Below are 13,718 nucleotides of genomic sequence, written 5' to 3'. Positions count from 1 at the left end.
ACTTGCCGCCTCAATCAAAGCGCCCGCCTGACGGGCACCGTCAAGCCGCGCCGACCCGCCCCGTCAAACCAAAGGTTTGCCTCCGGCAAAACGGGCGGCGCGATTGCGCCACCCCGCGGGTTGGCGCGTGAATCTCTGTTGCGAACGAATTAGGTTTGGGTTCATCGGGTTATGAGCGCAGAAATTGCCGCGTGACAGGCCGGTGTGGCTGGGGTATCGTTAACGCTAAGGCCGCGGCAACAGCGGTTAGGCGGGATGTCGAGCAGGCTCCCAGAATTGCAAAAAAGTTCAGCGCCGCGGGAGTGCTCTTCCCTGCGCCTGTAGTGCTGTGCAATGCCCGGCCTACCGGATGTAGCGCAGCGCCCCACCGGGCGCGGTTTTGCGCGGCGATTTGCCCATATTTCGTGGCAAAACTGTGTTTTTTGCGTGACGGGCAAGGGGCTTGTCGCTAGAATCGCGGGAATACAGGCAGACCCGGGCCGCGCGAGGCCCCGATAAACAACAGGCGGTACGAGCAATGACACTCAACCTTACGGTGCCGGGCCAGGAAGAGCTGAAGCCCCGGATCACAGTCTTTGGCGTGGGCGGCGCGGGCGGCAACGCGGTCGACAACATGATCGAGAAAGAGCTCGACGGCGTTGACTTCGTGGTGGCCAACACCGATGCGCAAGCCCTCCAGCAGGCCAAGGCGCAGGCGCGCATCCAGCTGGGCGTTAAGGCGACCGAAGGCTTGGGCGCGGGCGCACGCGCCTCGGTCGGCGCGGCGGCTGCCGAAGAGAGCATCGAGCAGATCGTCGACCACCTCGCAGGCGCGCACATGTGCTTCATCACCGCCGGCATGGGCGGCGGCACCGGCACGGGCGCAGCCCCGATCATCGCGCAGGCCGCGCGGGAGCTGGGCGTGCTGACCGTCGGCGTCGTGACCAAGCCCTTCCAATTCGAGGGCGGCAAGCGGATGAAGCAGGCCGAGGACGGTGTCGATGCCCTGCAAAAGGTCGTCGACACGCTGATCATCATCCCGAACCAGAACCTCTTCCGCCTCGCCAACGAAAAGACCACGTTCACCGAAGCCTTCGCGCTCGCAGACGACGTGCTCTACCAGGGCGTGAAAGGCGTGACCGACCTGATGGTCCGTCCGGGCATCATCAACCTCGACTTTGCCGACGTCCGCTCGGTCATGGACGAGATGGGCAAGGCGATGATGGGCACCGGCGAGGCCAATGGCGACGACCGCGCCGTGCAGGCCGCCGACGCGGCGATCAACAACCCGCTCCTCGACGAGATCAGCCTCAAAGGCGCCAAGGGCGTGCTGATCAACATCACCGGCGGGCCTGACCTGACACTCTTCGAGCTCGACGAAGCGGCCAACCGCATCCGCGAGGAAGTCGACGCGGACGCCAACATCATCGTCGGCTCGACGCTGGACGAGGACATGATCGGCGCGATGCGTGTGAGCGTCGTGGCGACTGGGATCGACGCGTCGAACGTGCACGCGGACATCCCGCTGCCGCGCCGCTCACTGGCCGAGCCTCTGAAACAGGTGCCTGCGCCGCAGCCCGCCGCCGAAGCCGCGCCGCTCGCGCCTGCCGCCGCCGTGGCTGCCGCAGCAGCACCCGAGGCACCCGCCGCGCCGACACAGGAGCCGTCCCTATTCGAGGAAATGGACCAGACCCCTGCACCCGCGGCCGCCGCTGTGCATGACGACGTCCCGCCGCCGGCCTACCAGCCGCATGTGCCTCAGTTCGAGCCGCGGCCGGACGCGCTGCATGCCGAAGCGCCCGAGGCGGCCTTTGTCGCGCCCAAGGCGCCCGCGCCGGGCACGCCTTCGCAGGATGCCCTGGCGCGGCTGCGCGAGGCGGCACAGCGCTCCAAGGCGCCGCAGCCCTCCGCCGAGCCTGAGCCGATGGAAGCCGAAGGCGACCGCCCGCGGTTCGGGATCAACTCCCTGATCAACCGCATGACGGGCCATGCCGGCGGCGAAACCGCCCGCCCGGCGCAGGCAGTCCCGGTGCAGCGCGCGCAGGCGCAGCCGGCCCCGGTCCAGCCCGAACCGCGCGCCGAGACAGAGCAGGACCGGATCGAAATCCCGGCCTTCCTCCGCCGTCAGGCGAACTGAGCGCCAGCCAAAGCGCCTAGACTTGACCCTACGTCAGGTCGGCAGAAATCAGCAAAGGCCCGCCCTCTGGCGGGTCTTTTTTTGTAACATTGCCGCAAGGCAGGGATGGGGGCAAACCTGTGAGTAACGGCGCAAGTCTCTGATAAAAAATGAAAAATTGTCGGTACGGACACACTGCAAACCTGTAACACGCCCCGGTTTTCTTTGATTTGAGACAAAAGCCCCGTCCCCTTAGCTAGAATGCACAACCCGCCGCAGGTGGGACTCGCCGGACGGTCCGTGTGCCCGAGGCGTGCTGCGGTCGAGCTGGGATTGGGGGATCACAGTGCAACACACTGTTACAAAAGCCATCACGTTCGACGGGGTCGGACTGCACAGCGGCCGCGCTGTGACCATGACCGTGCACCCGGCGCCCGAAGACTACGGCATTTGCTTCCAGCGCACGGACGTTGATGGCCCGGACGCGGTCATCCCGGCTCGATGGGACCTGGTCGAGCAATCGCCGCTCTGCACAAGGCTGCGCAATGCCTCCGGGGTCGAGCTCTCGACGGTCGAGCACATCATGGCGGCGCTCATCGGCTGCGGCGTGCACAATGCGTTGATCGAGGTGTCGGGCGCCGAAGTGCCGATCCTCGACGGCTCGTCGGTGCCGTTTGTCCGCGCGATCCTGCACGCGGGCCTGACCGTGCAAACCGCGCCCGTCCGCGCCATCGAGGTGCTGTGCGAGGTCGAGGTCGCCAAGGGTGAGGCATGGGCGCGCGTTGCGCCCTCCGACACGTTGCGCATGGACTTCCAGATCGACTTTGCCGACGCTGCCATCGGCCGCCAGACCAAGAGCCTGATGCTGGCCAACGGCGCCTTTGTGCGCGAGCTCTGCGACAGCCGCACCTTCTGCCGCCAGTCTGACGTGGACACGATGCGCGCCAACGGGCTAGCCTTGGGCGGCACGCTCGAAAACGCCGTGGTGGTGGATGGCGATGCGGTCCTCAGCCCCGGCGGTCTGCGCCACCGGGACGAGGCGGTGCGCCACAAGATGCTCGATGCGATGGGCGACCTCGCGCTCGCCGGTGCTCCGATCCTCGGCCACTACGAAGGGCACCGCGCGGGCCACGCGCTCACCAACGCGCTGCTCCGCGCGCTCTTTGCGGACCCGTCGAACTACCGCTGGGTGACCTGTGACCAGGCGCAATCGGCGCGCCTGCCGGGCGTGGGCGTGACGCGCCACGAGGTGCCCTCCGCCGCAGCTGCGCCCGCGCTCTGAACGGCTGCCGCGCGCTCGGCCAACTGCTCGGCCAGTCTCTGCGCATTCGCTCTCCGAAAGCCGTTTGGCACCGCCGATTTCTGTGCTAAACCAACGCCCGAGCGGTGAGGCGCATCACCGGCAAAACGAGGTCGATGCATGACAGGCGCGAGAGCGGTCCGACTGGCGGTGGTTGCGGCACTGACCCTGACGCTGGGTGCGTGCAGCGGCGGTGGCGGCGGGCTTGGCCTGTTCGAGAATCGCCGCGGCGTCGGGTCGAACGGCGCCCCGATCGAAGCCTTCACCGCGCAGCAGATCTTCGAGCGCGGCGAGTTCGAGAACGCCCGCGGCAAGCACGATGACGCGGCCTTCTACTTTTCCGAGATCGAGCGGCTCTACCCCTATTCCGAGCTCGCCAAGCGCGCGCTGATCATGCAGGCGTTCTCCTACCACCAGGACAAGGATTACGAGGCCTCGCGCTCCGCCTCCCAGCGCTACATCGACTTCTATCCCGCCGACGAGGACGCGGCCTACGCGCAATACCTTCTCGCGCTGAGCTACTATGACCAGATCGACGAAGTCGGGCGCGACCAGGGACTGACGTTCCTCGCCCTGCAAAGCTTGCGCACGGTGATCGAGCGGTACCCGGACAGCGAATACGCGCGCTCCTCGATCCTCAAGTTCGACCTGGCCTTTGACCACCTGGCCGGCAAGGAGATGGAGATCGGGCGCTTTTACCTGCGCCGCGAGCACTACACCTCCGCCATCAACCGCTTCCGCGTGGTGGTCGAGGATTTCCAGACCACGACCCACACCGCCGAGGCGCTGCACCGGCTGGTCGAGGGGTACCTGTCGCTCGGCCTCACGGACGAGGCGCAGACCGCCGGCGCCATCCTCGGTTACAACTACCAGTCGACCGATTGGTACGAGGACAGCTTCAAGCTGCTCACCGGACGCGGGCTCGAGCTGGAGGCCGCAGGCGACAGCTGGCTCCGCCAGGTCTACCGCCAGATGGTGCGCGGCGACTGGCTCTAGCCCTCTTTTCAAGCTGCGACGAGAGCGTTAACCCCGGCCCATGCTCCGCACGCTCGACATACGGGACATCCTGATCATCGACCACCTGACGCTCGACTTCGGCGCCGGGCTCAACGTGCTGACCGGGGAGACCGGCGCGGGCAAGTCGATCCTCCTCGATTCGCTCGGCTTCGTGCTGGGTTGGCGCGGCCGCGCCGAGCTGGTGCGGCAAGGGGCGGAGCAGGGCGAGGTGACGGCGGTCTTCGACCTCGCTCCGGACCATCCCGCGCGCGCCATCCTGCGCGAGGCGGGCTTGCCAGAGCCCGAAGAGCAGCTCCTTTTGCGCCGCACCAACACCGCCTCGGGGCGCAAGTCCGCCTGGATCAACGGACGCCCGGCCACGGGAGAACAGCTGCGCGCGATCTCCGAAACCCTGGTCGAGCTGCACGGCCAGCACGACGACCGTGGCCTGCTCAACCCGCGCGGCCACCTGGACCTTCTTGACGCCTACGCGGGTCATTCTGGGCTGGTCTCGGACCTGCGCGTCGCGTGGCACGCCTTGGCCAAGGCGCAAAAGTCCAGCGCCGCTGCCAAGGCCGATCTCGAGGCCGCCCGGGCCGAGGAAGACTTCCTCCGCCACACTGTTTCCGAACTCGACAAGTTACAGCCGGAACCCGGCGAAGAGGCCGACCTCGACGCCAGACGCCGCCTCATGCAAGGCGCCGCCCGCATCGGCGAAGACATCACCCGCGCCGCTGCCGCCCTCGGCCCGGACGGCGCCGAAGGCCGCATGGGCGACGCGCTCCGCTGGCTCGAGGACGCGAGCCCCGATGCAGGCACCGCCCTCGACGCCCCGCTTGCCGCTCTCGCCCGTGCCATGGCTGAACTCGGAGAAGCATCTGACGGCGTAGACCGCGCGCTCGATACCCTCAACTTCGACCCGCACGAACTTGAGGCCTGCGAAGAGCGCCTCTTTGCCATCCGCGCCCTCGCGCGCAAGCACCAGATCGCCCCCGACGCGCTTGGCGCCTTTGCCGAAGAGATGCGCGCGCGCCTCGCCGCCGTCGATCAGGGCGACGCCACACTCAAGGCTGCCGCTGCCGCCGAACGCGCCGCGCGAGAGGGCTATGAGGCCGCCGCCAAGGCCCTCAGCGCATCCCGCGCCGCAGCGGCGACGGCGCTCGACACCGCTGTCACCGCCGAACTCGCGCCGCTCAAGATGGAGCGCGCCGTCTTCACCACATCGCTTGCCGCAGCCCCCGAAGGCCCCACCGGCACGGACGCAGTGCAGTTCATGGTCGCCACCAACCCCGGCGCGCCCGCAGGTCCCATCGGCAAGATTGCATCCGGCGGCGAGCTATCCCGCTTCCTCCTCGCGCTCAAGGTCTGCCTCGCCGGAGAGGCGGCGGGCCTCACGATGATCTTCGACGAAATCGACCGCGGCGTCGGCGGCGCCACAGCCGATGCCGTCGGACGGCGCCTCGCCGCGCTCGCCTCTGGCGGGCAGGTGCTCGTCGTCACCCACTCGCCCCAGGTTGCGGCCCTCGGCCAGCAACACTTCCAGGTCGCCAAGCGCGTCGCGGACGGCCAGACCCTCTCCGAAGTCGTCGCCCTCACCCCAGACGCCCGCACCGATGAGATCGCCCGGATGCTCGCCGGCGATACGATCACGCCCGAGGCCCGCGCCGCGGCCCGTGCACTCCTCGCCGGTTAGCGCTTGCCAAACCGCCCCGCGCCGGTCTACCACGCCGCCATGACACACGTGACCCTCCGACGACGCGCCTGAACCGCCCCGTCTCGTGCCAGCATTCTGGCGCGCCCGTCACACGTCTGACCTTCCTTTCCTGCATCTGACCCATGCACATCTTGACCTAAGCCCCGTGCTCACGCACTCATCGGGCTTCGACCTTGAGGACTTGCCATGATCCCCGCGCTCCTGCCGACCTATTCCCGCGCGCCGCTCACATTTGAAAGAGGGGAGGGCGCCTGGCTCACCACCACGGACGGGCGCCGCTTTCTCGACCTCGGCGCCGGCATCGCCGTCAACGCCCTCGGCCACGCGCACCCGGCTCTGGTGGAGGCCCTGACCGTGCAAGCGCACAAGGTCTGGCACCTCTCGAACCTCTACGACATCCCGGAGCAGCAGGCCCTGGCCGAGGCTTTGGTCGAAAAAACCTTTGCCGATACGTGCTTTTTTACCAACTCCGGCACCGAAGCCTGCGAGCTCGCCGTCAAGATGGCGCGCAAATACTGGCACGACAAAGGCGCGCCAGAGCGGGTGGAGATCATCACCTTCTCCGGCGCCTTCCACGGCCGCTCCTCCGCCGGCATCGCCGCCGCAGGCTCGGAAAAGATGACCAAGGGCTTCGGCCCGCTCCTGCCGGGCTTCGTGCACCTGCCCTTCGGCGATCACGACGCGCTCGAGTCCGCCATCACCGACAAGACCGCCGCCATCCTGATCGAGCCCATCCAGGGCGAAGGCGGCATCAAACCCGTCCCCGACCACTGCCTCAAGGGCCTGCGCGATCTCTGCGACACCCACGGCATCCTGCTGATCCTCGACGAGGTGCAATGCGGCGTCGGACGCACGGGCCGGCTCTTTGCCCACGAGTGGGCCGGCATCACGCCCGACATCATGATGATCGCCAAAGGCATCGGTGGCGGCTTCCCCTTGGGCGGCGTGCTTGCGACCGAAGAGGCCGCCTCGGGCATGACCGCAGGCACACACGGCTCCACCTACGGCGGCAACCCCCTCGGCTGCGCCGTCGGCAAGGCGGTGCTCGACATCGTCAGCGACCCGGACTTCCTTTCGGACGTGAATCGCAAGGCGGGCCTTCTGCGGCAGAAACTCGAAGGGCTCGTCGCCGCCCACCCGGAGGTCTTTACCGGCGTGCGCGGTTCCGGCCTCATGCTCGGCCTCGTCTGCAAAGCGCCCAACACGTCCCTCGTCTCCGCAGGCTACGACGCTGACCTCCTGACAGTGCCCGCCGCCGACAACACGGTGCGTATCCTGCCCCCGCTCACCCTGACGGACAAAGACATCGCCGAGGCCGTCATCCGCCTTGATCAGGCGGCCTCGGCTGTCATGACGCCCGCTTAGGTCCTTCTCTGGTTCCCAAAATACCTCGGGGGTCCTGCAAGGACGGGGCAGAGCCCCCGAACTCCCGACCGACACCAAAGGCGCATCCCATGCCGCATTTTCTCGACATTCACAAAACCGATCCCGCCGACCTGCGCCACATGCTCGACCACGCGCGCGAGATGAAGGATGCCCGTGCCGGCCGCCCCCGCGGCGCCCCGGACGACGAACAGCCGCTCAAGGACCACATGGTTGCGCTGATCTTCGAAAAGCCCTCGACCCGCACCCGCGTCTCCTTCGACGTGGGTGTGCGCCAGATGGGCGGGCAGACGATGGTGCTCTCTGGCAGCGAGATGCAACTCGGCCACGGCGAGACCATCGCCGACACCGCCCGCGTCCTCTCGCGCTATGTGGACCTCATCATGATCCGCACCTTCGACGAGACTGTCTTGACCGAGATGGCGGAATACGCCGACGTGCCCGTCATCAACGGACTGACCGACCGCACCCACCCCTGCCAGATCATGGCCGACGTGATGACCTTCGAAGAACACCGTGGCCCGATCAAAGGCAAGCGCGTGGTCTGGACCGGCGACGGCAACAACGTCGCGGCCTCCTTCCTGCACGCCGCCGGGCAGTTCGGGTTCGACATGACCTTTGCCGGACCTGAAATCCTCGACCCCGAGCAGGAATTCGTCGACCTCGCCCGCGCCAAGGGCGCCAAGGTCGACATCCAGCGCGACATCGACACCGCCGTCGAAGGCGCCGACCTCGTGGTCGCGGACACCTGGATCTCGATGCACCAGAGCCAGACCGCCCGCGAGCGCCGCCACAACCTCTTGCGGCCCTATCAGGTGAACCGGCACGTGATGGAGACGGCGGGCCAGGACGCGCTCTTCATGCACTGCCTGCCGGCGCACCGGAACGAGGAGGTGACCTCCGAAGTCATGGACGGGCCGCAATCGGTGATCTTCGACGAGGCCGAAAACCGCCTGCACGCGCAAAAGGCGATCATGCGCTATTGCCTCGGTGTGTGACGCGCCCAGTCTGCGGACGTTTCGCCGCGTCGAGGGCGCGATTTAGGTATTTGAAAACCGGAGAAGACACTGGGTCAGGTCCCCTGCTTCTCTGGTTCGAAAATACCTCGGGGGGAGCGGTGAAAATCCCCGGATTTTCGCCGTGGGGGGCTGGCCCCCCGACACGGGTTACTTTTTGCCGCGCCGTTTGGCCCTGAGCGTCGGGTCCGCCTCGGTCGGGTCCTCGGGCCAGGGGTGCTTGGGGTAGCGCCCGCGCATGTCCTTGCGCACATCGGCGTAGGAGCCTGCCCAGAAGCCCGGGATATCGCGCGTCGTCTGGATCGGTTTCTGGCCCGGCGAGAGCAGCGTGACTTTGAGAGGCCGCCCGCCCACCGAGGGGTGGGTGGTCTGGCCGAACATCTCTTGCAGGCGCAGCGTGATCTCAGGCGGGTCCGAGGCGTAGTCGATGGGGATCTTGCGCCCCAGAGGCGTGGTAAACGACGCGGGCGCTGCGCGGTCGAGTGTCTGGCGCTGGTCCCAGCTCAACATTCCGAAGAGCGCGTCGTGGAGGTCAAAGGCTTTCCACGCGGCGGCAGTCTTGATCCCGGTCAGGTGCGGCAGCAGCCAGTTGGCGCGGGTCTCCATCAGGGTGTCTTCGGACATGTCCGGCAGGCCGTCCACAAGCGCGACGCGGGCGCGCAGACGCGCGGCGGCGGGGGAGAAGCGCAGGCCTAGATCTGCGACGCCGTCCAGCATTGCAAGGGCGATCGCGTCCGGGGGCGCGTCTTTCCAAATGCGGTCATCAAGGGCGATGGCGCCGAGACGCTCTTGCCTGCGGGCAATGACGCGGCCTTCGCGCTTGGACCAGGTGCAGACGTCTTCCCAGGCAATTCCGGTAGCGATCTCGCGGATTTCGCTTTCGCTGATCTGTAGAGCCGTGCGCACGCGCGCCTCGCGCGGATGGCCGTCGGTCTCGGCGATGACGAGGTAGGGCGCTGCTGAGAGCGGGTCACCGTCCGGGAGGACCGCGCCTTTGCCGCCGGTCATCAGGTAGCGCGGGGCGTCGCCTTTGCGCCGCTGCGCGATGCGGTCGGGGTAGGCGAGGGCGAGGTGCTGGGCTGGAGAAAGCGGTTTGCCGGAGGGCGCGCCCTTGGCGAGGCGGCGCGCCTCTGTCTGAAGGTCGCGGATGCCGCCTCGGTCCAGGGCATAAGGGCGGCGTTCGGCGAACGCGCGCGGGTCGGCAAGGGCTTCGAGCCGGAGGGAGAGGTCGACCGGTGCAGAGCGCAACGGATCGCGGGCTGAGAGGAGTGCTGCGAGTGGGGCGGCGGGTGTTCCGGCGACAGTGAGCATGTGCGCGAGGCGGGGGTGGAGCGGCAGACGTGCAAGGGCCTTCCCGTGGTCGTTGACTTTACCCTGCGCATCGAACGCGCCGAGGTCTTTTAGGAGAGCTTGCGCCTCTGCATAGGCGCCTTCGGGCGGCGGCGTCAGGAAGGGCATGTCGGCAGGCGCGGCGCCCCAGACAGCGAGTTCGAGAGCGAGGCTCGCGAGGTCGGCACTTTCGATCTCCGCGGGGGCGTGGCCCGGGCGCGCCCCGTCTGCGCCGCGGGTCCAGAGGCGGTAGCACGTGCCTAGTGCGACACGTCCTGCGCGGCCCGTGCGTTGGGTCGCTTCAGCGCGGGAGGCAGTCTCCGTCACCAGCCGCGTCATGCCCGAGCCGGGGTCGAACCGCGCGCGGCGGGCGAGGCCGGCGTCGAGGACCACGCGAACATCCTGAATCGTGAGCGAGGTTTCGGCGATTGCGGTGGACAGCACGACCTTGCGGCCAGAGGCAGCGGGCGCGATGGCGGCGCGTTGGTCCTTGAAGGGCAGGGCGCCGTAGAGCGCGTGGACGTGCACGTCCTTTCCGAGATCGCCCAGTTTGGCCGCCGTGCGCCGGATTTCGCCCGCGCCGGGGAGGAAGACGAGGACGCCGCCTTCGGTCTCTGCGAGTGCGGACCGAACTGCGCGGGCGACGGTGTCTTCGAGGCGGTCCTTGCCGGGTGGAGCGTCGAGGTAGCGGACGTCGACGGGAAAGGCGCGGCCCTCGGAGCGCACGATGGGGGCGTCCATGAGCGCGGCGACGCCTTGGGTGTCGAGGGTCGCGGACATGGCGATGAGCACGAGGTCGTCGCGCAGGGCGCCTGCGATCTCGAGGCAAAGCGCGAGGCCAAGGTCGGCGACGAGCGAGCGCTCGTGGAACTCGTCGAAGAGGATTGCGCCGATGCCGGTGAGCTCGGGGTCGGATTGCAAGAGGCGCGTCAGGATGCCCTCGGTCACGACTTCGATGCGGGTGCGGGCGGAGACCTTGGAGGCGCCGCGCATGCGGTAGCCGACCGTCTCTCCGCAGGGCTCGCCGAGGGTTTCGGCCATGCGCTCGGCCGTGGCGCGGGCGGCCAGGCGTCGGGGCTCGAGAAGGAGGATGCGTCCTTTGATGAGGCCGCTGTCGAGGAGCGCCAGAGGCACGCGCGTGGACTTGCCCGCGCCCGGAGGGGCGGCGAGGACGGCGCGGCCTTGCGTGCGGACCGCCTCCAAAAGCGCGGGCAGCGCGTCGTCGATCGGCAGACGGCTCATCGCGGGGCGCGGAACAGGCAGGGACGGCTGGACATAGCCCGCCGGACAAAGCAAAAACCGCACATTCGGTCAACCGCGCCAGGTGCTCTCATGCCGCACGTTCCCCTCGATATCGACGCGCTGGCCGACGGCGTGCGCACCGGCGAGCGCCGGGCGCTCAGCCGGGCGATCACGCTGATCGAGAGCACGCGAGAGGATCACCGGCAGGACGCGATTGCACTGCTCGAGGCGCTGCGGGAGCCCAAGCGGGAGGCGCTCCGTATCGGGCTTTCCGGCACGCCAGGCGTGGGCAAATCGACCTTCGTGGAGAGTTTTGGCACCTTTCTGACGGCGCAGGACAAGCGTGTCGCGGTGCTGGCGGTGGACCCGTCCTCGACCCGGTCGGGCGGCTCGATCCTCGGGGACAAGACGCGCATGGACCGGCTGGCGCGCGATCCGTTGGCGTTTATCCGGCCGTCGCCGTCGGGCGCTCATCTGGGCGGCGTTGCGCGGCGCACGCGGGAGGCGGTGGCGCTCTGTGAGGCGGCGGGTTTCGACGTGATCCTGATCGAGACGGTGGGTGTCGGCCAGTCCGAGACGGCGGTGGCCGAGATGTCGGACCTCTTTGTGCTGCTCCTTGCGCCTGCAGGGGGGGACGAGCTGCAGGGTGTGAAGCGGGGGATCATGGAGATGGCCGATCTGATCCTGGTGAACAAGGCGGATGGCGATCTGAAGCCTGCCGCAACGCGGACCTGTGCGGACTACGCGGGGGCTTTGCGTTTGCTGAGGCGACGTCCGCAGGACCCGGACGGGTTTCCCAAGGCGTTGACGGTGTCGGCGCTGGAGGAAGACGGGCTGAGCACGGCCTGGGACGAGATGACGGCGCTGGATGACTGGCGCGGGGCGCAAGGGCACCGGGCGCGGCGGCGTAAGGAGCAGGCGCTGTACTGGTTTGGCGAGGATGTGCGTCGTGGGCTCTTGGCGCAGCTGGAGGCTGGGGCGGCGCAGGATCGGTTGAGCGCCTTGGGTGCTGAGGTTGAGGCTGGGAAGATGACGGTGGCCGAGGCGACGACGCGGATGTTGGATGCGTTGAAAGGGTAGGAAGCGGGTCCTTCCAAAAGGAAATTGAGAGACTGATGAGCACGCGCCGGCCCGCGGGGTGGCGCAATTCGCGCCGCCCCAGGGGGGCGGGTCGGCGCGGCCTGACGTGACCGTCAGGCGGGCGCTTTGAATTGAGCGAGCTAAAGTCAGGGCAACGTTGCCTACTCGTGGCTGTCCGCAAATTCGCCACAATGCCCAACTAAGGCCGGTCACTGTTGCGCAAACAAAGGCCAAAGGCATGGGCAAGCTGACACCGGAGATCCTCTTTGACGGGCGCCACCTGCGGGTGACGGTCTTCAACCCCGGTCAACGCAAACTCTTTACCTCCTTCCGCCAGCGCGTGCCGAACCCAGGCAGCTTCACCGACGCGCAGCCGGTGCGGAGCTTTACCGACCGCAACTTCACCCATCTGCACATCCAGTCGCTGCAGAACGATTGGTACATCAACGAAGACACTGTCGAGATGGAGGCGGCGATCGACGCCTTCACCGCGCAGTTCCGCAAGTCGATTGCGATGGGCTTTTCCATGGGGGGCTATGGCGCGTTGCGCTTTGCCAAGGCGCTCAGGCTCACGGACGGGCTTTATGTCTCCGCCTCCTCGGTGCCGCCCTTTCATGCCGAGTTTGACCCACGCTACCAGCCCGATGCCCCCGATTGGATCCGCGAGCTGTCGCTGCTGGAGACGCACGGAAAGCGTGATCTTGTGGGGGTTTACGCCTATGATCCCTTTCGGCGGCGGGACCTCTTGCACTCCAAACGGATGGAGCATCTGCAACCTTCAGTTACCCATGCGCGGCTCTGCGGGGGCGGGCATCCGGCGACGCAGGCGATCAATGGCGCGGGGGAGTTCTCCCTCCTGCAAGGCTGGCTGAGACGGCGCAAATTGACCGGCCAGAACGTCGCGAACCTGCACAGGGAGTGCCGCCGCCAAGCGCCGGTTTACTGGCGGCATATGGCCGAAGTGGCCGAGCGGCGGGGGCGCACGGAGTTTGCCAAGGCGTCCTCCGCGCTTTATGAGACGCTCTCCGCTTTGAAGGACAATGGGAAATAAGACGCGCCGCGCCGGCAGGGCTTGACCCTGCCTTTGGTTTTCGCGTACGCCCCGCGGACAGGATTCCGGGCGCGCTTGCGTCCATTGGTTAACGGGCTCTCTGCCGCCAGAACGCCCAACGGACACGAGGACGAGACACATGTCGCGCCGCTGCGAATTGACGGGCAAGGGCCCGATGACGGGAAACAACGTCAGCCACGCCAACAACAAGACCAAGCGTCGGTTTCTGCCGAACCTGAACGACACGACCCTGCACTCCGAAGCGCTGGGCCGTCCGGTCAAGTTCCGCATCTCGGCTGCAGCTCTGCGCTCGGTCGATCACCGTGGCGGGCTCGACGCCTACCTGATCAAGGCAAAGGACGCCGAGCTGTCGGACCGCGCCCTTAAGGTCAAGAAAGAGATCATGAAGGCGCAAGCGTCGGCGTAACGCCCTCTGCCTTTGGTGAAGGTTTGACGCCCCCGCCGCTCCTGCGGTGGGGGTGTGTCGTTTCGGCGCTGTGGTTTTGCGTTGG

General features: G+C 67.5%; 10 protein-coding genes. 9 read left to right on the top strand and 1 reads right to left on the bottom strand.

Annotated features, from left to right (window positions below):
- The first annotated feature begins 517 nt into the window (after nucleotides 1-517).
- The 6 genes from ftsZ (at nucleotide 518) to argF (ending at nucleotide 8,486) form a co-directional block, all read left to right on the top strand.
- Nucleotides 518-2,116: a cell division protein FtsZ gene (gene ftsZ, locus ACU0B3_RS15045; protein WP_446261688.1), complete on the top strand. Its 1,599-nt coding sequence runs from the start codon at nucleotides 518-520 to the stop codon at nucleotides 2,114-2,116.
- A gap of 325 nt (nucleotides 2,117-2,441) precedes the next feature.
- A complete protein-coding gene (gene lpxC, locus ACU0B3_RS15040) occupies nucleotides 2,442-3,377 on the top strand; it encodes a UDP-3-O-acyl-N-acetylglucosamine deacetylase (RefSeq protein WP_446261687.1) in 936 nt (311 codons plus the stop codon).
- Between the two features lie 138 nt (nucleotides 3,378-3,515).
- The gene (locus ACU0B3_RS15035; RefSeq protein ID WP_446261686.1) at nucleotides 3,516-4,391 is read left to right on the top strand and encodes an outer membrane protein assembly factor BamD; all 876 of its coding nucleotides are present in this window, start codon (nucleotides 3,516-3,518) and stop codon (nucleotides 4,389-4,391) included.
- A gap of 40 nt (nucleotides 4,392-4,431) precedes the next feature.
- Nucleotides 4,432-6,084 carry a DNA repair protein RecN gene (gene recN / locus ACU0B3_RS15030; protein ID WP_446261685.1) on the top strand — a complete coding sequence of 551 codons (1,653 nt, stop codon included), beginning with the start codon at nucleotides 4,432-4,434 and terminating at the stop codon, nucleotides 6,082-6,084.
- Nucleotides 6,085-6,291: 207 nt separating this feature from the next.
- Nucleotides 6,292-7,470: an acetylornithine transaminase gene (locus tag ACU0B3_RS15025; protein ID WP_446261684.1), complete on the top strand. Its 1,179-nt coding sequence runs from the start codon at nucleotides 6,292-6,294 to the stop codon at nucleotides 7,468-7,470.
- A gap of 89 nt (nucleotides 7,471-7,559) precedes the next feature.
- On the top strand, nucleotides 7,560-8,486 hold the full coding sequence (argF, locus tag ACU0B3_RS15020) for an ornithine carbamoyltransferase (protein WP_446261683.1): 927 nt from the start codon (nucleotides 7,560-7,562) through the stop codon (nucleotides 8,484-8,486).
- Between the two features lie 168 nt (nucleotides 8,487-8,654).
- Here argF and hrpB read toward each other — a convergent pair whose 3' ends face one another.
- Nucleotides 8,655-11,075: an ATP-dependent helicase HrpB gene (gene hrpB / locus ACU0B3_RS15015; RefSeq protein ID WP_446261682.1), complete on the bottom strand. Its 2,421-nt coding sequence runs from the start codon at nucleotides 11,073-11,075 to the stop codon at nucleotides 8,655-8,657.
- Nucleotides 11,076-11,165: 90 nt separating this feature from the next.
- On the opposite strand from hrpB, the gene meaB reads away from it, so the two are divergent.
- From meaB to rpmB, 3 genes are all read left to right on the top strand, one after another.
- Nucleotides 11,166-12,155: a methylmalonyl Co-A mutase-associated GTPase MeaB gene (meaB, locus tag ACU0B3_RS15010; protein WP_446261681.1), complete on the top strand. Its 990-nt coding sequence runs from the start codon at nucleotides 11,166-11,168 to the stop codon at nucleotides 12,153-12,155.
- A 238-nt stretch (nucleotides 12,156-12,393) separates the two neighbouring features.
- Nucleotides 12,394-13,206, top strand: a complete 813-nt coding sequence (locus tag ACU0B3_RS15005) for an alpha/beta hydrolase (protein ID WP_446261680.1) — start codon at nucleotides 12,394-12,396, stop codon at nucleotides 13,204-13,206.
- 139 nt (nucleotides 13,207-13,345) lie between these two features.
- Entirely contained in the window at nucleotides 13,346-13,633 is a 288-nt protein-coding gene (gene rpmB / locus ACU0B3_RS15000; protein ID WP_446261679.1) for a 50S ribosomal protein L28, read from the top strand.
- Nucleotides 13,634-13,718: the final 85 nt, after the last annotated feature.

It is taken from the genome of Pseudaestuariivita sp., from assembly GCF_052825805.1.
Note: the sequence above shows the minus strand (reverse complement) of the source record. Positions and strands in the feature narration are given on the sequence as shown.